Annotated in this window: 25 protein-coding genes; 24 read left to right on the top strand and 1 reads right to left on the bottom strand. The window is 46.9% G+C overall.

Annotated elements, in window-relative coordinates; translation table 11 throughout:
• The first annotated feature begins 110 nt into the window (after positions 1 to 110).
• The 16 genes from G4O42_RS17830 to G4O42_RS17755 all read left to right on the top strand — a co-directional run bounded on the left by G4O42_RS17830 (position 111) and on the right by G4O42_RS17755 (position 12,939).
• Positions 111 to 1,151: an L-threonylcarbamoyladenylate synthase gene (locus G4O42_RS17830; RefSeq protein ID WP_032875942.1), complete on the top strand. Its 1,041-nt coding sequence runs from the start codon at positions 111 to 113 to the stop codon at positions 1,149 to 1,151.
• Between the two features lie 68 nt (positions 1,152 to 1,219).
• Positions 1,220 to 1,777, top strand: a complete 558-nt coding sequence (locus tag G4O42_RS17825) for a manganese efflux pump MntP (protein ID WP_021494810.1) — start codon at positions 1,220 to 1,222, stop codon at positions 1,775 to 1,777.
• Positions 1,778 to 1,850: 73 nt separating this feature from the next.
• Positions 1,851 to 2,306, top strand: coding sequence for a low molecular weight protein arginine phosphatase (locus G4O42_RS17820; protein ID WP_003151148.1), 456 nt, complete (start codon positions 1,851 to 1,853; stop codon positions 2,304 to 2,306).
• A gap of 133 nt (positions 2,307 to 2,439) precedes the next feature.
• The gene (gene rpiB / locus G4O42_RS17815) at positions 2,440 to 2,889 is read left to right on the top strand and encodes a ribose 5-phosphate isomerase B (protein WP_003151149.1); all 450 of its coding nucleotides are present in this window, start codon (positions 2,440 to 2,442) and stop codon (positions 2,887 to 2,889) included.
• A 13-nt stretch (positions 2,890 to 2,902) separates the two neighbouring features.
• Entirely contained in the window at positions 2,903 to 3,445 is a 543-nt protein-coding gene (locus G4O42_RS17810; RefSeq protein WP_007407598.1) for a TIGR01440 family protein, read from the top strand.
• A gap of 147 nt (positions 3,446 to 3,592) precedes the next feature.
• Positions 3,593 to 4,840, top strand: a complete 1,248-nt coding sequence (glyA, locus tag G4O42_RS17805; protein ID WP_007614376.1) for a serine hydroxymethyltransferase — start codon at positions 3,593 to 3,595, stop codon at positions 4,838 to 4,840.
• A gap of 134 nt (positions 4,841 to 4,974) precedes the next feature.
• Positions 4,975 to 5,604, top strand: coding sequence for a uracil phosphoribosyltransferase (gene upp / locus G4O42_RS17800; RefSeq protein ID WP_032875946.1), 630 nt, complete (start codon positions 4,975 to 4,977; stop codon positions 5,602 to 5,604).
• Positions 5,605 to 6,025: 421 nt separating this feature from the next.
• Positions 6,026 to 6,409: an ATP synthase subunit I gene (gene atpI / locus G4O42_RS17795; protein ID WP_003151155.1), complete on the top strand. Its 384-nt coding sequence runs from the start codon at positions 6,026 to 6,028 to the stop codon at positions 6,407 to 6,409.
• A gap of 7 nt (positions 6,410 to 6,416) precedes the next feature.
• Complete coding sequence (gene atpB / locus G4O42_RS17790) at positions 6,417 to 7,151, top strand: F0F1 ATP synthase subunit A (RefSeq protein WP_029325729.1); 735 nt, start codon at positions 6,417 to 6,419, stop codon at positions 7,149 to 7,151.
• A gap of 45 nt (positions 7,152 to 7,196) precedes the next feature.
• Positions 7,197 to 7,409, top strand: coding sequence for a F0F1 ATP synthase subunit C (gene atpE / locus G4O42_RS17785; RefSeq protein ID WP_003151167.1), 213 nt, complete (start codon positions 7,197 to 7,199; stop codon positions 7,407 to 7,409).
• Positions 7,410 to 7,551: 142 nt separating this feature from the next.
• Entirely contained in the window at positions 7,552 to 8,064 is a 513-nt protein-coding gene (gene atpF, locus G4O42_RS17780; protein ID WP_003151168.1) for a F0F1 ATP synthase subunit B, read from the top strand.
• Complete coding sequence (locus G4O42_RS17775) at positions 8,061 to 8,606, top strand: F0F1 ATP synthase subunit delta (RefSeq protein WP_032875948.1); 546 nt, start codon at positions 8,061 to 8,063, stop codon at positions 8,604 to 8,606. The genes atpF and G4O42_RS17775 overlap by 4 nt, the downstream gene beginning before the upstream one ends.
• A 16-nt stretch (positions 8,607 to 8,622) precedes the next feature.
• Positions 8,623 to 10,131 carry a F0F1 ATP synthase subunit alpha gene (atpA, locus tag G4O42_RS17770; protein ID WP_003151170.1) on the top strand — a complete coding sequence of 503 codons (1,509 nt, stop codon included), beginning with the start codon at positions 8,623 to 8,625 and terminating at the stop codon, positions 10,129 to 10,131.
• Between the two features lie 75 nt (positions 10,132 to 10,206).
• Positions 10,207 to 11,070, top strand: coding sequence for an ATP synthase F1 subunit gamma (gene atpG / locus G4O42_RS17765; RefSeq protein WP_003151172.1), 864 nt, complete (start codon positions 10,207 to 10,209; stop codon positions 11,068 to 11,070).
• Positions 11,071 to 11,095: 25 nt separating this feature from the next.
• Positions 11,096 to 12,517, top strand: coding sequence for a F0F1 ATP synthase subunit beta (gene atpD, locus G4O42_RS17760; RefSeq protein ID WP_003151173.1), 1,422 nt, complete (start codon positions 11,096 to 11,098; stop codon positions 12,515 to 12,517).
• A gap of 23 nt (positions 12,518 to 12,540) precedes the next feature.
• Positions 12,541 to 12,939: a F0F1 ATP synthase subunit epsilon gene (locus G4O42_RS17755; RefSeq protein ID WP_003151176.1), complete on the top strand. Its 399-nt coding sequence runs from the start codon at positions 12,541 to 12,543 to the stop codon at positions 12,937 to 12,939.
• Positions 12,940 to 12,983: 44 nt separating this feature from the next.
• Here the strand turns inward: G4O42_RS17755 and G4O42_RS17750 are convergent, their stop codons facing one another.
• On the bottom strand, positions 12,984 to 13,454 hold the full coding sequence (locus tag G4O42_RS17750) for a hypothetical protein (protein ID WP_032875950.1): 471 nt from the start codon (positions 13,452 to 13,454) through the stop codon (positions 12,984 to 12,986).
• Positions 13,455 to 13,626: 172 nt separating this feature from the next.
• Here G4O42_RS17750 and G4O42_RS17745 point away from each other — a divergent pair, with 172 nt between their 5' ends.
• From G4O42_RS17745 to fdhD, 8 genes are all read left to right on the top strand, one after another.
• A complete protein-coding gene (locus G4O42_RS17745) occupies positions 13,627 to 13,857 on the top strand; it encodes a DUF1146 family protein (RefSeq protein ID WP_007614366.1) in 231 nt (76 codons plus the stop codon).
• A 141-nt stretch (positions 13,858 to 13,998) separates the two neighbouring features.
• Positions 13,999 to 14,739, top strand: coding sequence for a YwmB family TATA-box binding protein (locus G4O42_RS17740; RefSeq protein ID WP_032875952.1), 741 nt, complete (start codon positions 13,999 to 14,001; stop codon positions 14,737 to 14,739).
• A 33-nt stretch (positions 14,740 to 14,772) separates the two neighbouring features.
• On the top strand, positions 14,773 to 16,083 hold the full coding sequence (gene murA, locus G4O42_RS17735) for a UDP-N-acetylglucosamine 1-carboxyvinyltransferase (RefSeq protein ID WP_007614362.1): 1,311 nt from the start codon (positions 14,773 to 14,775) through the stop codon (positions 16,081 to 16,083).
• 199 nt (positions 16,084 to 16,282) lie between these two features.
• Complete coding sequence (gene spoIID, locus G4O42_RS17730; protein WP_007614360.1) at positions 16,283 to 17,314, top strand: stage II sporulation protein D; 1,032 nt, start codon at positions 16,283 to 16,285, stop codon at positions 17,312 to 17,314.
• A gap of 264 nt (positions 17,315 to 17,578) precedes the next feature.
• Positions 17,579 to 18,265 (top strand): VWA domain-containing protein, encoded by a 687-nt coding sequence (locus tag G4O42_RS17725; protein ID WP_007407590.1) that lies wholly within the window; start codon positions 17,579 to 17,581, stop codon positions 18,263 to 18,265.
• A 309-nt stretch (positions 18,266 to 18,574) separates the two neighbouring features.
• Positions 18,575 to 19,255: a VWA domain-containing protein gene (locus G4O42_RS17720; protein ID WP_012118657.1), complete on the top strand. Its 681-nt coding sequence runs from the start codon at positions 18,575 to 18,577 to the stop codon at positions 19,253 to 19,255.
• An 85-nt stretch (positions 19,256 to 19,340) separates the two neighbouring features.
• Positions 19,341 to 19,505, top strand: coding sequence for a hypothetical protein (locus tag G4O42_RS17715; RefSeq protein ID WP_003151191.1), 165 nt, complete (start codon positions 19,341 to 19,343; stop codon positions 19,503 to 19,505).
• A gap of 94 nt (positions 19,506 to 19,599) precedes the next feature.
• Complete coding sequence (gene fdhD, locus G4O42_RS17710) at positions 19,600 to 20,388, top strand: formate dehydrogenase accessory sulfurtransferase FdhD (RefSeq protein ID WP_032875955.1); 789 nt, start codon at positions 19,600 to 19,602, stop codon at positions 20,386 to 20,388.
• Positions 20,389 to 20,401 lie beyond the last annotated feature (13 nt).

Below are 20,401 nucleotides of genomic sequence, written 5' to 3'. Positions count from 1 at the left end.
CAGTTTGTGGATAACACTTGTTTTATTAAAGGACATCTTTTATACTTTCAAAAGGAATACACGAGAGAAAATAAAGTTTTACCGCTTTAAAATAAGGAGTTTGGTTATACATGAAAACAAAAAGATGGTTTGTGGATTGTTCGCGCGAATTATCCACAACCGATCCCCAGATTACACAAGCCGCGGAATTGCTCCGGCAGAATGAGGTTGTGGCTTTTCCGACAGAAACCGTTTACGGACTGGGCGCTAACGCTGAAAATACGGAAGCCGTAACGAAAATATATGAGGCGAAAGGAAGGCCGAGCGATAACCCGCTGATTGTGCATATATCCCATATCAGCCAGCTTGATCGTTTTATCAGCCATATTCCTGATACGGCGAAAAAGCTTATGAAGCTATTCTGGCCGGGGGCGCTGACCCTTGTCCTGCCGTGTAAGCCCGGTGTGCTGTCACCCCGTGTCACCGCGGGACTTGAGACGGTAGCGGTCAGAATGCCTGATCATCCGGTGGCATTAGCCCTCATCAGCTCGGCCGGACTGCCGATCGCCGCGCCGAGCGCCAATTTATCAGGGAAACCGAGCCCGACGAAGGCCGAGCATGTAGCTCATGATTTAAACGGCCGCATTGCCGGTATTGTGGACGGCGGCGCGACGGGAATCGGAGTGGAATCAACCGTTCTGTCCTGTACGGGGAAACAGCCCGTGCTGCTTCGTCCGGGCGGCGTGACAAAAGAGCAGATTGAATCCGCCGCCGGTCCGGTTCTTGTGGATAAAGGGCTGACCGAAGAAGATGAGGTTCCTATTTCTCCGGGTATGAAATATACACATTACGCGCCTTCTGCGCCGATGGCTATTGCCGACGGCGGCGCCCGGAGAATTCAAGAACTGGCAGACGTATATAAAAGCCGGGGAAAACGAATCGGCATTCTGACAACAGAAGAGAACGCCGATAGTTACCAGGCTGATTATATCAAGGTCTGCGGCAGACGCGCCGACCTTGAAACAGTGGCATCCGCCTTATACGATGCGCTCCGCAGCTTTGATGAAGCGGAAGTGGACATGATTATTTCTGAGTCCTTTCCGGATACCGGAGTGGGGCTCGCCGTGATGAACAGGCTGATGAAAGCCGCAGGCGGCACCGTTATCCATTAACTTGTTCTACCCCTTATCGGACATGCATAAGCTAAACATGCGGGCACGTCCAAGGGGGTTTTTATTTCATGTCGAATCTATTCATCGGGGAACTTGTCTCCTTAAGCATCATGGCATTTGCTTTGGGGACGGATGCCTTTTCCGTCGGACTCGGAATGGGAATGATTCAGCTGAAGAAAAAACAGATTTTTCATATAGGGGTTGTCATCGGGCTGTTTCATGTCATGATGCCGCTTGTGGGAATGGCGGCCGGGCATCTGCTGTCCGGTTTTTTGGGGATGCTCGCCGTTTACATCGGCGGATCTCTTCTTTTCATTTTAGGGGTGCAGATGATCATCGCCGCGTTTAAACAATCAGACGGGCCGCTCATATCTCCGGCAGGCTCGGGACTGTTGCTGTTTGCGGTCGGTGTCAGTCTGGACAGCTTTTCTGTCGGGCTCAGTCTCGGGATGAACGGCTCCAATCCGTTTCTGGCCGTTACGCTGTTCGGGGTCTTCAGCACCGTTTTAACATGGGCGGGCCTTTTGGCGGGAAGAAAGGTGCAGTCGTGGCTCGGCTCCTACAGCGAAGCGCTTGGCGGAGCCATTTTGATCGGATTCGGGCTGAAACTGCTTTTACCGATATAAGATACGTAAAAAAAGAAACGAAGATGCCGTTTCTTTTTTCTTCATTTATAATAGGCAGTAAGAGGTGACGGACATGAAAATAATCTTTGTATGTACAGGCAATACATGCCGCAGTCCCATGGCTGAGGCTCTTTTTAAATCCATTGCAGAAACGAAAGGGCTGGATGTCAGCGTAAGCTCGGCCGGCGTATTCGCGTCTCCGCACGGAAAAGCGTCGGCCCATGCCGTAGAAGCGCTGTTTGAAAAACGGATCGCTCTCAATCACAGTTCATCTCCCTTATCGGAAGAACATATCGAGACGGCTGATCTGGTGCTGGCGATGACGGAACAGCATAAACAGCTGATTGAAGGCCGGTATCAAAACAGTCAGGGCAAAGTCTTTACCATTAAAGAATACGTAACGGGGGAAAACGGCGATATCTCTGACCCGTTCGGCGGTCCGCTTGATGTTTATAAACAGACGCGGGACGAACTGGAGGAGCTGCTGACCCTTTTGGCTGATCAATTGCTTGACGGAAAAAGCAAGTAATCTGTCAGAAAATCTGCAAACAGGTCATTTGCAAAACGAATGTGAAAGAGTAGAATGAAATCAACGGATTTCGTAATAAAAAGGACAAGCACACTGGGCTGTCTTCGCCCAGCCACACCTAGGAGGTAAATGAATGAAAGTAGCTATTGCGTCAGATCACGGCGGCGTCCATATCCGCGAAGAAATAAAAAGTCTTTTGGATGAATTGCAGATTGAATACATTGATATGGGCTGTGAATGCGGCGCCGGCTCTGTCGATTATTCAGACTACGCTTTTCCGGTAGCGGAAAAAGTGGTGAACGGCGAAGCTGACAGGGGAATTTTAATTTGCGGCACAGGCATCGGCATGAGCATCTCCGCAAATAAGGTAAAGGGCATACGCTGTGCGCTTGCCCATGACACCTTCAGCGCAAAAGCGACGCGTGAACACAATGACACGAATGTTCTTGCGATGGGCGAACGCGTCATCGGCCCGGGGCTGGCGCGCGAAATCGCAAAAGTCTGGCTGACGACTGAATTTACGGGCGGCCGCCACGAACGGCGGATCGGCAAAATCGCAGATTACGAAGAAAAAAATCTGTAAGAGGTGCTGGACAATGGAAGAGATGAAGCAAAAATGGACGGACATGCTGACTGAGTTTCAAGAGCAGGCAGGACTGACGGACGGCAGTCTGCTGGTGATCGGGTGCAGTACAAGTGAAGCCGCCGGAAGTCGGATCGGCACCGCCGGAAGCGGAGATTGGGCTGAATTGATATACGGCGGACTTAACCGGTTTAAGGAAAAAACGGGTGTGCATCTTGCTTTTCAATGCTGCGAGCATTTAAACAGGGCGCTTGTCATTGAAGCGGAAACGGCCGAGCGGTTCAGGCTCCCCATTGTTTCAGCCGTCCCCGTCCCGAAAGCGGGCGGAGCGATGGCCTCTTATGCATACCGGCAGATGCGTTCTCCCGTGCTCGCCGAATCGATTCAGGCTGACGCCGGGATTGACATCGGTGATACGTTCATCGGCATGCATCTGAAACCCGTTGCCGTCCCTGTCCGGATATCAAGCCGTGAGCTTGGAGAAGCACATGTGACGATGGCCCGGACAAGACCGAAGCTGATAGGCGGAATTCGCGCCGTTTATGAATGCGAATGATGAAAATACTTTTCCTGTATAATGTTCGTGTTTTCTAATTAAATTTTGTGATTTTTTTAAATAAGCTGTTACATTCACCTGAAAAACCATGTACAATAAGGGTGGTAAAAATAAAGAACAGGAAACGGATAGGAGAGGATCTCGCTGATGAAACATTTACCTGTACAAGACAAACAAGTGTTTAACGCCATCAAAGATGAGCGTAAGCGTCAACAGACTAAGATCGAATTAATTGCTTCTGAAAACTTCGTGACGGAAGCGGTAATGGAAGCACAAGGCTCTGTTTTAACAAACAAATATGCTGAAGGCTACCCCGGCAAACGCTACTACGGCGGCTGTGAGCATGTTGATGTCGTCGAGGACATCGCCCGCGACCGCGCGAAAGAGATTTTCGGAGCTGAGCATGTAAACGTTCAGCCGCACTCAGGCGCTCAGGCGAACATGGCTGTTTACTTCACGATTTTAGAGCACGGCGACACGGTGCTCGGGATGAACCTCTCCCACGGCGGCCACTTAACACACGGAAGCCCGGTTAATTTCAGCGGCGTTCAATACAACTTTGTAGAATACGGTGTCGATAAAGACACGCAATATATAGATTATGAAGATGTGCGTGAAAAAGCGCTGGCGCATAAGCCGAAACTCATCGTTGCCGGAGCGAGCGCGTACCCCCGCACGATCGACTTTAAAAAATTCCGCGAAATCGCTGATGAAGTCGGCGCTTACTTCATGGTAGACATGGCGCATATCGCGGGTCTTGTCGCAGCCGGTCTTCATCCGAATCCGGTTCCTTACGCTGACTTTGTAACGACAACGACTCACAAAACACTTCGCGGACCCCGCGGAGGAATGATCCTTTGCCGTGAAGAGTTCGGCAAAAAGATTGATAAATCCATTTTCCCGGGAATCCAAGGCGGACCGCTTATGCATGTCATCGCGGCCAAAGCCGTTTCTTTCGGAGAAGTGCTTGAAGATGATTTCAAAACGTATGCACAAAACGTCATCTCGAACGCGAAGCGCCTGGCTGAGTCTCTGAACAAAGAGGGCATTCAGCTCGTATCAGGCGGAACGGATAACCACCTTGTGCTTGTCGACCTCCGTTCTCTCGGTCTGACCGGAAAAGTCGCTGAACACGTTCTTGATGAAATCGGCATTACATCTAATAAAAACGCGATCCCTTACGATCCGGAAAAACCGTTCGTCACAAGCGGAATCCGTCTTGGTACGGCAGCTGTGACAAGCCGCGGCTTTGACGGTGACGCGCTTGAAGAAGTCGGCGCCATCATCGGCCTCGCACTGAAAAATCATGAAGACGAAGCAAAACTTGAAGAAGCGAGACAGCGCGTATCTGCCTTGACTGAAAAGTTTCCTTTATATAAAGAACTGGACTATTAATAAGGAAGAAACCCGCCGGAACCTTAATCCGGCGGGTTTTTTTATGATTTTCTTGAAACTGTTTGTCTTTTTCTGTAGAATCAATAGAAGTGTGAAAAAGTCACTCGGACAACAAAAAAGGAGCTGAACACAGTATGGGAAAGGTTTACGTATTTGATCATCCTTTAATCCAGCACAAGCTGACATATATTCGGAATGAAAATACAGGCACAAAGGATTTCAGAGACCTTGTGGACGAAGTCGCGTCACTGATGGCGTTTGAAATTACACGTGATCTTCCTCTTAAAGAAGTGGAAGTGAAAACACCTGTTCAAACAGCGACATCCAAAGTGATTTCAGGGAAGAAACTCGGTATCGTGCCGATCCTGAGAGCGGGTCTCGGAATGGTTGACGGCATGCTGAAATTAATCCCGGCCGCTAAAGTGGGACATGTCGGATTATACCGTGATCCGGAAACCTTAAAACCGGTGGAATACTATGTCAAGCTTCCTTCTGATGTAGAAGAACGCGAATTTATTGTCGTGGATCCGCTGCTTGCTACGGGAGGTTCTGCGGTGGAAGCGATAAACAGCCTGAAAAAGCGCGGCGCGAGAAACATTCGTTTTATGTGTCTTGTAGCGGCTCCGGAAGGCGTGGAAGAGCTGCAGAAACATCACTCTGACGTTGATATTTATATCGCCGCCCTTGATGAAAAACTGAATGAAAAAGGCTATATCGTTCCGGGCCTCGGTGACGCGGGTGACAGACTGTACGGAACCAAATAAATCGGAAAACCTCATTCAGGGGGTTTTCTTTTTTTATCCAGATATTTGCTGAATGGGCAGACTTCATACATTTATAGGTGAATTTGTGAACATTCTGTGTATGCTTTCGGTATAAAAAGTTTTTTAACTTTAAACAGATTGACACATGTTAGGGGCTATTGTATGCTAAACGAGGGTATTATGAGAAGGTTTTCATTCCTTTCATTTCTAGTATCCATCCTCATTTTAAATCCTCCAAAAAACCCGTTATATGAGGATTTATCTAAGCGAATGAAACAGCATCCCGTGGCATCAGGAGGATGAGTGGTTTTTTCGAACAGGCCGTTTTGCGGGACAAAAAAAGGCCTTCTGCAAAGGGTTAACCGCATGTTTTGCCGTATCCAGGAATTATATTACATTTTCATCAGGAGACAGATAGTTGATGGACGATCCCAATCTTACATTCAGCAGACAACGGAGATATGTATTTGTGATCTTAGCAATCTATTTGCTGGGATATGGTCTTACGGCGTATAAAACTGTTTTTCTAGGCCTCTTTTTGGGAACTGTTTTCAGTTTGTTTAATTTATGGCTCTTGACCAGAAGAATGAATGCTTTTGACAAGGCCGTGGCGAAAGGAAAGTCCATACGATCACTCGGGAGCGCAGCGCGTTGGTGCAATGCGATACTTGCGATGGCTGTCGCCTTTAAATATCCCGATAAAGTCAGTGTGGCAAGTGTGATTATTGGATTAATGACAATTTATCCCGTCATTATGATAGATTCCATTATTCAGCTCAAACGTTCATCAATGGAAGAGAGGTGAAAACCCATTGAATCACGATTACAGAACTATGGATTTGTTTGGTCTTACTTTTAATCTGACAAACATTCTGATGATTACTGTGGCAAGTGTGATTGTGCTGCTGATTGCGATTCTCACTACGAGAACGCTGTCCATCCGTCCAGGAAAAGCCCAGAACTTCATGGAATGGATTGTTGATTTTGTCCGCAATATTATAGGCAGTACAATGGATTTAAAAACAGGGGCTAACTTCTTGGCGCTTGGTGTAACCTTGCTGATGTACATATTTGTATCAAATATGCTGGGGCTGCCGTTTTCTGTAACGGTCGGACACGAGCTTTGGTGGAAATCACCGACGGCCGATCCGGCTATTACTCTGACTCTAGCCGTTATGGTTGTGTCGTTAACGCACTATTACGGCGTGAAGATGAAAGGTTTGAAGGAATACTCTAAGGATTACCTCAGACCGGTTCCGCTTATGTTCCCGATGAAGATCATTGAGGAGTTTGCGAATACGCTGACACTCGGACTTCGTCTTTACGGTAACATTTTCGCCGGGGAAATTCTTCTTGGCCTGCTTGCGAATCTGGCGACGAATTTCTACTCAAACAGCTTCTTTCTCGGTTTGGTCGGCACAGTCGGAGCCATTCTTCCGATGCTTGCATGGCAGGCGTTCAGCTTGTTCATCGGTACCATCCAGGCATTTATCTTTACGATGCTGACGATGGTGTACATGTCACACAAAATCAGTCATGATCATTAAAATCATATATCCATTCGGATAACATTTTAAAGGAGGAACTTTTTCATGAATTTAATAGCAGCTGCAATTGCAATCGGTTTAGGTGCACTTGGTGCAGGTATTGGTAACGGTCTGATCGTTTCACGTACGGTAGAGGGAATCGCCCGTCAGCCGGAAGCAGGAAAAGAACTTAGAACTCTTATGTTCATGGGTATCGCATTGGTTGAGGCCCTTCCGATTATCGCTGTCGTTATCGCGTTCTTAGCGTTCTTTGGCTAAGCAAAAAAGCCTTATATGAACTAAAAATGGCGAAGATCACTCTAAGAGAACCTTCGCCATTGCTTTATGTCTGATAAGCAGGCCGTCCCGAAACGGCTTTTTATCAGCAGAGAAAACCTGCAGAAGGGAGTTGCCGTAGTAGATGTCTCAATTACCTCTTGAATTAGGACTGTCGTTTAACGGCGGAGATATCCTATTCCAATTGTTAGCTATGTTAGTTTTATTAGCGCTTCTCAAGAAATTCGCTCTTGGACCGCTATTAAATATAATGAAACAGCGTGAAGATCATATCGCCGGCGAAATTACGTCCGCTGAAGAAAGAAATAAAGAAGCGCAGAAGCTGATTGAAGAGCAGCGTGTTCTTTTAAAAGAAGCGAAACAGGAATCACAATCACTCATTGAAAATGCGAAAAAACTGGGTGAAAAGCAGAAGGAAGACATTATCCAGGCTGCACGCGCCGAGTCTGAAAGATTGAAAGAAGCGGCGAGAACCGAAATTGTTAAAGAAAAAGAACAAGCGGTTTCCGCACTTCGCGAGCAAGTCGCATCACTTTCTGTCTTAATCGCATCGAAAGTGATTGAAAAAGAGCTTGATGAACAAGCCCAGGAACAACTGATTCAGGACTATCTTAAAGAGGTAGGAGAAAGCCGATGAGTGGATCTGCTGTCTCTAAACGATACGCGTCAGCGCTTTTCGACATTGCCGTTGAGACTTCTCAAATCAATGAAGTCGAAGAAGAGCTTACCGTACTAAAAGAAGTGTTCCGGAACGAAGCCGGATTACAGGAAGTGTTAAGCCATCCGAAGGTATCGGCCGCTAAGAAAAAAGAGCTGATTCAGCAATCGTTCGGCGCACTGTCTGAGTCTGTGCTGCATACGATTTTTCTTCTGATTGACCGCCGCCGGTCTTCGATTGTGCCTGATCTCACAGACGAGTTTATCAAACTTGCCAATCAGGCCCGTCAGACAGAGGACGCGGTTGTTTATTCAGTAAAACCGCTGTCAGAAGCGGAAATGTTATCATTGTCTCAAGTGTTTGCAAAAAAAGCCGGAATCGCTTCGCTCAGAATCAGAAATGAAGTGCAGACGGATTTAATAGGCGGCATTAAAGTCCGCATTGGAAACCGGATATATGACGGAAGCGTAAGCGGAAAGCTTGAGCGCATGGAACGTCAACTTGCCGGAGGAAATCGATAGAAGGGGTGAAACCTAAGTGAGCATCAAAGCTGAAGAGATTAGCACGCTGATAAAGCAGCAAATTCAAAATTACCAATCTGAAATTGAAGTTCATGACGTAGGTACAGTCATCCAAGTCGGAGACGGTATTGCGCGTGTGCACGGCCTTGACAATTGTATGGCCGGTGAACTTGTTGAGTTTTCAAACGGCGTTTTGGGTATGGCTCAAAACCTTGAAGAATCCAACGTAGGTATCGTTATCTTAGGACCTTACAGAGATATCCGTGAAGGTGATGAGGTCAAAAGAACGGGCCGCATCATGGAAGTTCCTGTAGGTGAAGAATTAATCGGACGTATCGTCAACCCGTTAGGACAGCCGGTAGACGGACTGGGTCCGATTCTGACAAGCAAAACACGTCCGATCGAAAGCCAGGCTCCAGGCGTAATGGACCGTAAATCGGTACATGAGCCGCTGCAAACGGGTATCAAAGCGATTGACGCGTTAATTCCGATCGGCCGCGGACAGCGTGAGCTGATTATCGGTGACCGTCAGACAGGTAAAACATCTGTTGCGATTGATACAATCTTAAACCAAAAAGATCAAGACATGATCTGTGTGTACGTAGCGATCGGTCAAAAAGAATCTACAGTGCGCGGCGTGGTGGAAACACTTCGTAAGCATGGCGCGCTTGATTACACGATTGTCGTGACGGCGTCCGCTTCACAGCCGGCTCCGCTTCTTTACCTTGCACCGTATGCAGGGGTGACAATGGGTGAAGAATTCATGTACAACGGCAAGCACGTTCTCGTCGTATATGATGATTTATCCAAACAAGCGGCCGCTTACCGTGAGCTGTCATTGCTTCTTCGCCGTCCGCCGGGCCGTGAAGCATTCCCTGGGGATGTATTCTATCTTCACTCCCGTCTGCTTGAGCGCGCAGCCAAGCTGAGTGACGCAAAAGGCGCAGGATCAATTACGGCGCTGCCGTTCGTCGAAACACAAGCAGGAGATATCTCCGCTTATATCCCGACAAACGTCATTTCCATTACTGACGGACAGATTTTCCTTCAATCCGACCTATTCTTCTCAGGCGTGCGTCCTGCGATCAATGCCGGATTATCCGTATCCCGTGTCGGCGGATCAGCCCAAATCAAAGCGATGAAAAAGGTAGCTGGAACATTGCGTCTTGACCTGGCTTCATACCGTGAACTTGAAGCGTTCGCCCAATTCGGATCTGATCTTGACCAGGCGACTCAGGCGAAACTGAACCGCGGTGCGCGTACAGTTGAAGTGCTGAAACAAGACTTGAATAAACCGCTCCCGGTTGAAAAACAGGTAGCCATTCTTTATGCGCTGACAAAAGGATATCTTGATGATATTCCGGTTGCGGATATCAGACGTTTTGAAGAAGAGTACTACATGTACCTTGATCAAAACCATAAAGATCTGCTTGACGGCATTGCGAAAACAGGAAACCTTCCTGCTGATGAAGACTTCAAAGCTGCAATCGAAGGCTTCAAACGCACATTTGCACCAAGCAACTAACCCTTAGAAGATGAGAGAAAAAGGTTCTCTTTTTCTCTCTTTTTACGCAAATGAAGAATAAAGGTGGTGAAATCTTTGGCCTCATTACGCGATATTAAGTCAAGGATCACGTCAACGAAAAAAACAAGCCAGATTACAAAAGCCATGCAGATGGTATCCGCTGCGAAGCTGAACCGTGCGGAAACCAACGCAAAGTCATTTGCTCCGTATATGGATAAGATCCAGGAGGTTGTGTTTAACGTCGGAAAAGGCGCGAAAAACGCGAAACACCCGATGCTTGTCTCAAGAGAAGTGAAAAAGACGGCGTATCTCGTCATTACGTCTGACCGCGGGCTTGCGGGTGCGTTTAACAGTTCGGTTTTGCGAAACGCTTACCGCACCATTCAAGAACGCCATCAGTCTAAAGATGAATACACGGTGATTGCAATCGGCAGAGTCGGCCGCGATTTCTTCAAAAAACGGGAAATGCCGATTTTGTCTGAGTTAGTGGGGCTTGGCGACGAGGTCACTTTTGCTCAGATTAAAGATTTGACCCGTCAGACGGTTCAAATGTTTATCGACGGCGCTTTTGATGAACTGCATTTGGTGTATAACCATTTCGTCAGTGCGATTTCACAGGAAGTGACGGAGAAAAAAGTGCTGCCTTTAACGGATTTCGGAACGAGCGGCGGGAAGCGCACGGCTTCTTACGAGTTCGAACCGGATGAAGAAGAGGTGCTCGAAGTGCTGCTTCCTCAATATGCGGAAAGCTTAATTTACGGCGCGCTTCTTGACAGTAAAGCAAGTGAACACGCTGCGAGAATGACAGCAATGAAAAATGCGACGGATAATGCGAAAGAACTCATTGATTCACTTTCGCTTTCATATAACCGCGCGCGTCAAGCGGCGATTACACAAGAAATTACCGAAATTGTCGGCGGTGCAGCCGCTTTAGAATAGAAAGATTTTGTCAGGAGGGATAGCGATGAAGAAAGGACGCGTAAGTCAGGTGCTTGGACCGGTTGTCGACGTACGTTTCGAGGACGGCCATTTGCCTGCGATTTATAATGCGATTAAAGTTTCACAGCCAGCTACAGGCGAAAATGAAGTAGGCATCGACCTAACGCTAGAGGTTGCTCTTCATTTAGGCGATGATACAGTCCGTACAATTGCCATGGCATCTACGGACGGAATTCAGCGCGGAATGGAAGCAGTTGATACAGGTGCTCCGATTTCCGTTCCTGTCGGTGATGTGACTCTCGGACGCGTATTTAACGTACTGGGAGATAAAATTGATTTAAATGAACCGCTGCCTGCGGATGCTCAAAAGGACCCGATCCACAGATCAGCTCCTTCATTCGATGAGCTTTCAACTGAGGTTGAAATTCTTGAAACGGGAATTAAGGTTGTTGACCTGCTCGCTCCTTACATCAAGGGCGGTAAAATCGGATTGTTCGGCGGCGCCGGCGTAGGTAAAACCGTATTAATCCAGGAATTAATCAACAATATCGCGCAAGAGCACGGCGGTATTTCCGTATTCGCCGGTGTAGGAGAGCGTACTCGTGAAGGGAACGACCTTTTCTACGAAATGAGCGATTCAGGCGTTATTAAGAAAACAGCCATGGTCTTCGGACAAATGAACGAGCCGCCGGGCGCACGTATGCGTGTAGCACTGACGGGTCTTACAATGGCTGAGCATTTCCGTGATAAACAAGGACAGGACGTACTGTTCTTTATCGATAACATTTTCCGTTTCACACAAGCGGGTTCAGAGGTTTCCGCGCTTCTCGGCCGTATGCCTTCTGCGGTTGGTTATCAGCCGACGCTTGCGACAGAAATGGGTCAGCTTCAAGAGCGTATTACGTCTACAAACGTTGGTTCAGTTACATCTATCCAGGCGATCTACGTGCCTGCCGATGACTACACTGACCCGGCTCCGGCGACAACGTTCGCTCACTTGGATGCGACGACTAACCTTGAGCGTAAATTAACTGAAATGGGTATCTACCCTGCGGTTGATCCGCTGGCTTCCACTTCCCGCGCGCTTGCTCCGGAAATTGTCGGAGAAGAGCATTATGCGGTGGCGCGTGAAGTCCAGTCAACGCTTCAGCGTTACAAAGAACTTCAGGATATTATCGCGATTCTCGGTATGGACGAATTAGGTGAAGAAGACAAGCTTGTCGTTCACCGCGCACGCCGTATCCAGTTCTTCCTTTCTCAAAACTTCCACGTAGCTGAGCAGTTTACGGGACAAAAGGGTTCTTACGTGCCTGTTAAAGAAACGGTACGAGGCTTTAAAGAAATCCTTTCCGGTAAATATGACCATCTTCCGGAAGATGCATTCCGTCTTGTGGGACGCATTGAAGAAGTCATTGAGAATGCAAAAGAGATGGGTGTAGAAGTTTAATCTGGTCCTAGGAGGGTAAAAGCATGAAGACCGTTAAAGTCAATATCGTTACTCCCGACGGCCCAGTATATGATGCTGATATTGAAATGGTAAGTGTAAGAGCCGAGAGCGGTGATCTCGGTATCTTGCCTGGCCATATTCCGACCGTGGCTCCGCTTAAAATCGGCGCTGTCCGCCTTAAAAAAGACGGGCAGACCGAATTGGCGGCTGTCAGCGGCGGATTTTTAGAAGTCCGTCCTGATCAGGTCACTATCCTTGCACAAGCCGCTGAAACAGCGGAAAGCATTGATAAAGAGCGCGCCCTTGCTGCGAAAAAGCGGGCGGAAGACCGTTTGAACAAACGATCAGATGATACTGACATTCGTCGGGCTGAGCTTGCGCTACAGCGGGCTGTAAACAGATTGGATGTTGCAGGAAACTAAAAAAGAATCCTTCTCGGCTGTCTGAGAAGGATTCTTTTTCTATATTAACGCATAAGAGATTCATAGACGCAGATAAGCGGATGATCCTCTTCTTTTTGCAGATATAAATGTTCGCAGCAGTTGTCGGTGTGCCACGTTTTGTTTCCTCTCCGCACACCCGTCGTATAAGCGCCGTCCGTATACGGATAAGGTTTGACGACCCATTCGGCATCGTCATGGTGTCTGATGGCGCAATCGATGACATACACACTGAGCATTTTCTCAAATTCGTCAATCGGCAGGTTCCAATCCGCCAAAAGCAGCTCTTGTATGCTGCGGAAGTAAAGAGCTTCCACTTCCAGCAGGCTGCCGCGTGAATAATCAAGAGAAATGTTGAAAAACTGACATAATTCTTTCAGTTCCTCTGTTTGAGACTGTCTATAATCATAGTAGAATGCTATCGCTTCCCACTCGTGGTCAAATACGGGAAGAGTTTCTCCATACTGCTTTTCCGGATGAAAAAAGGAATGATTCATATTCCCATCTCCTTTCCAAAAAAGTATATCATGCCGGAGAACGGACATTTAAGCGGGGATTGCCCCTAATTTTGGATAAAAATTCTGATGTAAAAATGATCATCTTTCTCTCTTCTTCTTATATAATAAGAGAGGATATGAGGGGCGGAAAAAATGAAAGGAGATGGAATTTGTGAATGTATTGGGGCAGCAGGCCGCAATCAGCATCCTGGTTCACCTGGTATGCATTGCGGTGACATGGTGGGCGCTTCAGGCCGTCAACTTTGATCCGCTGATCCGAAAAGGAAAAATAGTGCAGGCGAGGCTGCTGATCATTCTTCTTACCATTGCGATCGGTACGGCAGTCGCTGACTTCTTTTTAGATTATCTTACCTATTCGAAACAGCTTCCATACTTATTTTAAGATGTTTCGTCTGTTAAAATGAAGGGAATCGCTGGGTGAGAAACCAATTTTTCTTCACCCGCTTGGCGAGTTTTGACGAAGTTTTCCATGTATTGCTTTCCCCGGCTCCGGCAAAAATGGGAGTAAGGGGGAGAGATCGATATGAAGAAAAAAAGAGCAGGCCGCATCATCTTGTTTTTTGTTTTTTTAAGCGCCTTAATAGCGGTATTTCATTCCATTCATGCAAGTGAGCTGTCTCCGCTTGCCCAGATTGCCGAAGGAATGGAGCGGCAGCAGGTCACTGTAGATGAATGGACGCTTCATGCGAAAAAAAATCTGAACCTGTCACTGAGTGAATTTGATGACAAGGTAAAAGAACTGAAGACGCAGTATCCGCAATATCATTGGGAATCCGCGCGGGAAGATAAAATCGTAAAGGCCGTCGGCACGTATTCTGACAAAAAAAATCACACAACTTTTAAACTGCAGCTCGTCACTACCCTCAAAAACCAGAACCCAACTTCGTATTTATTATATGAGCAAATGAGCCCGGAGCAACCGAAAAACTGGAATGATACATATGAACAGTTTGAACGGCAGGCACATGACATATTTCAAAATAAAGTATTTATTTTTACTTGTCTAAAGGGTCATTTAAATGATAATATGAGTATTGTTTTGCAAAAAAAAGCAGAACAGCTCATGAAAGAATTTGAAGCAAGTCCAGTTGAACATGTAGTTGAGCCTCATTTCGTTTCTGTTTCTGCATTTACATATAAGTGGACAGATTACATCATGACATCGAAACATAAGATGAATGTGCAAGTTGCGCTTAGAAGTGCGGGAATGGGCGAAAAACATACCGTTACGGTTGGCACACCAATCGTGACGACTGAATATTAATATAGAGAATATAGGGACGCGGAGGGGAATACCTTGGAAAAAATCATCGTCCGCGGCGGTCAGAAGTTAAACGGCACAGTGAAAGTTGAAGGAGCAAAAAATGCCGTTTTACCAGTTATCGCTGCATCTTTATTAGCAAGTGAAGAAAAAAGCGTAATATGTGATGTACCTACGCTCTCCGATGTATATACAATTAATGAAGTGTTGCGTCATTTAGGAGCAGATGTGCATTTTGAGAATAATGAAGTTACCGTAAACGCTTCTTACGCTTTAGAAACAGAAGCACCTTTTGAATATGTGCGCAAAATGCGCGCGTCAGTGCTTGTTATGGGCCCTCTGTTAGCCCGTACGGGTCATTCAAGAGTAGCGCTTCCGGGCGGCTGCGCAATCGGCTCAAGACCGATTGATCAGCATTTAAAAGGCTTTGAAGCAATGGGTGCAAAAATCAAAGTAGGCAACGGCTTTATTGAAGCAGAAGTGGAAGGCCGTCTGCAGGGCGCAAAAATCTATTTAGATTTCCCAAGTGTGGGTGCGACAGAAAACTTGATTATGGCAGCTGCTTTAGCTGAAGGAACAACAACGCTTGAAAACGTGGCAAAAGAGCCTGAAATCGTTGACTTAGCGAACTATATCAATGCGATGGGCGGAAAAATCCGCGGAGCCGGCACAGGCACCATTAAAATTGAAGGTGTCGAAAAGCTTCACGGCGTAAGACACAACATCATTCCTGACCGTATTGAAGCGGGTACTTTCATGGTGGCTGCGGCGATCACGGAAGGAAATGTATTAGTCAAAGGTGCGGTTCCTGAGCATCTTACGTCTTTAATTGCGAAGATGGAAGAAATGGGAGTCAAAATTACGGATGAAGGAGAAGGCCTTCGTGTCATCGGTCCTGCCCAGCTGAAGCCGATCGACATTAAAACGATGCCTCACCCAGGATTCCCGACTGATATGCAGTCGCAAATGATGGCGCTGCTTCTCCGTGCGAGCGGAACAAGCATGATTACTGAAACTGTGTTTGAAAACCGTTTTATGCATGCTGAAGAATTCCGCCGGATGAATGGCGACATTAAAATTGAAGGACGTTCTGTGATCATTAATGGTCCTGTACAGCTGCAAGGCGCAGAAGTTGCCGCTACGGACCTGCGTGCGGGCGCGGCGCTGATTCTTGCGGGATTAGTGGCTGAAGGTCATACACGTGTCACGGAACTGAAGCACTTGGATCGCGGTTATGTGAATTTCCATCAAAAACTTGCGGCTCTCGGCGCTGACATCGAGCGTGTCGTTGATGAAACGGCCGCTGAACAAGAAAGCAAAGAAGTCGTAACTGACCTAAACGCATAATGGCTGTAAAAACAGTATGTCAATCTGGCATACTGTTTTTTTATGGTTTATCATCATTATTATGCTCTGATTTCCAAAAAAGAATACGTTTTTCGCGTGAAAAATGGAATAAAGATTCTGTCCAAAAGGAAGTCATATTAGCTTGTCCCTGCCCATAAGATGAAGTAGAGTCGAATCCCAAGCAGGAGGCAGCTGATATATGAAACCGATTGTATTTCTACTATCCGGGCTGTGTATACTTATTCTTCTTGTCCCCACCATTCTCGTCCTTCCGTTTCAGGCAGAAAAAGGAGCAGCCGTAAATAGAGAGCCCGGACACAAAACAGCACACACCACACGAGAAACAAAAGGAGCAGAAACATTGAAAGAATCACCTGTATCCATTCCGGTTTATCGGACATCCAATCATTCTGTAGAGAACATTCCGCTTGAAGAGTACGTGGTCGGTGTCGTGGCTTCCGAAATGCCCGCAAACTTTAAACCGGAGGCCTTAAAAGCCCAGGCGCTCGCCGCCCGGACATTCATCGTCAGACTGATGGTCGCTGACTCAGCCGTTCAGGCGCCGAAAGGATCACTGGTGGATGATACGCAAATGTTCCAAGTCTATCAAAGCAAAAGCCAGCTGAAAAAAGAATGGGGTTCTAAGTACGCACACAACCTCAAGAAAATCACAAACGCGGTGGCCGGCACGCAAGGAAAGATTTTAACGTACGATAACAAGCCGATTGAGGCATCTTTCTTCTCTACGAGCAACGGGTATACGGAAAATGCGGAAGCCTATTGGACAAGCGCCATTCCTTATTTAAAGAGCGTGAAAAGTCCGTGGGATAAGCAATCGCCGAAATATCTCGCCACCCAGACCTTCAGTGTGCCGGAGTTTCAGCAAAAGCTCGGCGTACAGCTCTCGGGACAAAACACGGTGGGACAGATTACAGCCAGAACGCCGGGCCATCAAGTGGCGACGGCCGTTATCAACGGCAAAAAGCTGAAGGGAAGAGACATCCGGGAAAAACTCGGACTCCGTTCTGCCGACTTTGAATGGAAACGGAACGGCGGCAGCATCACCATTACGACAAAAGGATTCGGCCACGGCGTCGGGATGAGCCAGTACGGGGCCAATTACATGGCGGAGCAGGGAAAATCAGTGGCGGACATCGTCAAGCATTATTATCAGGGAGTGGACATTTCCGAAGCAGATTCATTTTTAAACAAATATATGGCGAAAAAATAGACGCTTTCATGAGCGTCTATTTTTTTGAAAACTATTCCATAAACGGTAAAGCAACCAACAGACTCATATAACGAAAGCCTAAAGGCTGACAAATGTCGATTGAAGGCTGAGCGCCGGGTGTAAATCACTGATAAAAATGCCGCTTCTATGTGAATATACGCAAAAATAATGAGGAACGCCGTCCTATTTATTTCCCTATTCATCTCATTTACGATAAATATTGTTCGGCGTTGAACGTAAATCTATTGAAAAGGGGAAAAAGCAATGAAAAAAACATTTTCACTCATACTCATGCTCGGATTGATGCTGACTGCTGCATCTCCTGCTTTTGCTGCCGAGAATGCAAACGAGAAGACTCTTTCATTTAAAAACAATACAGCCATTTTACTTGATGCGAGCGGCAGTATGGCAAAACGGATTGACGGTGTTTCTAAATACAACATGGCAAAAGAAGAAATTGTCCGTTTTGCGGATCAAATTAAATCTAAATCACAGGTCAGAATGACGGTTTTCGGTTCGGAAGGCAATAATAAAAACTCCGGAAAGGTTCAATCTTGTGAATCCATTCGCGGTGTGTACGGATTCCAAAGGTTTGACAGACAGAGCTTCCTTAACTCTCTTAACGGAATCGGGCCTACGGGCTGGACACCGATTGCAAAAGCATTAGAGGATGCGAAGGCTTCCTTTACCGGTTTGCACAAACTTGGCAGTAAATCCGTTTTCCTGTTGACGGACGGCGAGGAGACATGCGGAGGAGATCCTGTTAAGACAGCGAAAGAACTTCGCAAACAGCATATTAAAGTCAACGTGATCGGCTTTGACTTTAAGGAAGGCTTCAACGGCCAGCTTCACGAGATTGCCAAAGCGGGCGGAGGAAAATATTACGAAGCTCACAGCCAAAAGGATATGAACCGCATCTTTACAATGGCAGCGAGTTCATTAGCGGAATAAGAAAAGGTGCCGTTTATCGGCCCTTTTTTTTATTTTTATTTAACAAAAATTTCAAGAAAAGGTGAAGAGAAAACTGTAAAAAGAATCAGATTCCGGACTTATATTACAAAAAGGGCGAAAAAGGCATTAAATCTGTCATCATTTATCCAATCTTTTTAGGATGATGCGCATAATTCTGTTCATTTTTAACGGCATACAGCCGCTTATACAAAAGGAATCCCGCCCTATATCTTTTTGCATACTCGTCATCTAGCATAGAGAAGAGCCGGGGGCCCATCGGCCAAAAACAAACGGAGAGGAATGAAGGAAATGAAAAAAATGTTCACTGCGGGGATTGTCGGACTTTTGACGCTTTCACTCGGATCACCTGTTTTTGCAGCTGAGAAAAAGCACGAAGAAACAAACGTTGCCGTGCTGTTTGACGCAAGCGGAAGCATGATACAAAAAACAGGGGGAGAGCGTAAAATAGATGTCGCGAAAGAGTCTGTCACTTCTTTTGCGGAAGTTCTTCCTGAAGACACGAATCTGATGCTTCGGGTATTCGGGCATAAGGGCAATAATAAAAACTCAGGCAAAGCCGTATCATGTAATGCGACAGAAACGTTATACGGCCTTCAGCCGTACGCCGTGACTCCATTTGAGCAATCACTCAGCAAGATTAAACCGACCGGCTGGACACCGATAGCGAAAGCGCTTTCTGATACGCGTGAAGAATTTGAGCGGGCCGGCGCCACGGGGAAAAACGTCGTATATCTGATCACAGACGGTGAAGAAACATGCGGCGGTAATCCTCAGGCCGAAATTCAAAAGCTCCGTAAAGCGAACGTCAACACGATCGTCAATATCATCGGCTTCAACTTCGGCATGAAAGGAAGCGAAAGCCTTGAAAAAGCGGCGGAAGCGGGAGGCGGCACATATGTCTCAGCTGACAGCGCGGACGAGTTCAAACAGGCTTGGGAAGACGCTGCAAAGGATTTAGCAAAAGAATAGGTTAAAAAAGGACGCCCGCGCGGCGTCTTTTTTGTTTAGAAAACGGAACCGTGGGAATGATACGGATAAAAGGAGATGAACGCTGTTGTTAAAAGGAGCAGGCATTATATTAGTGCTGGCGGCAGTCGTTTTTGTTCTGATCGGAATTTTTCTGAAGCTTGCCGCCTTCATATTCGTCAGTATATTGGCCATTATCGCCGCAGTTATATTATTCACCATTCTGAGCAGACATCATCGCAATGAAACATAGAGTCCTAAGAGGGCTCTTTTTTTAAACCGCAAATTCGACAAAATACAGGGATTGTGGAAGAATAAAAGAGAAGGATACTGCGGAGGGGAAAACAGTGGATAAAAGAACAACAGCGGTAAGGGACATATACCGCTATGAAAAAGGGGTATTAACAAAGACGGCGGATCGGATGGTTTCAGAGTATCCGCTGACCGTCATGGTGAACGGACAGGAATTTGTTACACTCGTCTGCACGCCTGACCATTTAGAGGAACTCGTCATCGGATTTCTTGCATCAGAAGGCGTCATTCGTTTTGAAAAAGAAATCAAAAGCTTTACTATAGATGAAAGTCTCGGGTTTGCATATGTTGAACTGACGAATCCCGGGGTGCTTGAGCAAAAAGACTATACGAAGAGGGTCATCGGTTCATGCTGCGGGAAAGGCCGCCATTTTTACTTTCAGCAGGATGCGAAAACGGCCAAAACCGCCGTCAGCCGTATCACCATAACTCCTGAGACGTGCCTTCGCCTGATGAAGGAGATGCAAAGCGGAAGCGGCACCTTCCGGGAAACGGGCGGCGTCCATAATGCGGCGCTGTGCGATACGGAAAAGCTGCTCTTTATGAGGACGGATATCGGGCGCCACAACGCGCTGGATAAGCTGTACGGCTGCTGTTTGAAAAACGGAATACCGGTCCGTGACAAGCTGATCGTCTTCAGCGGCCGGATTTCCTCAGAGGTTTTATTAAAAGCCGCAAAAATCGGCGTGTCGATTGTCATTTCAAAATCGGCGCCGACGGAGCTCGCGCTGCAAATGGCGGAAGAGCTGAACATAACCGCGATAGGTTTTGTCAGAAACGGATCATTTAACATATACACACATCCTGAACGGGTTGAACAATAGAAAGGGGTCTTGG

The organism is Bacillus sp. LUNF1, from assembly GCF_011008975.1.
GTDB classification, from domain to species: domain Bacteria; phylum Bacillota; class Bacilli; order Bacillales; family Bacillaceae; genus Bacillus; species Bacillus velezensis.
The sequence above is the reverse complement of the archived record's forward strand: the minus strand, read 5'-3'. Positions and strand labels throughout refer to the sequence as shown.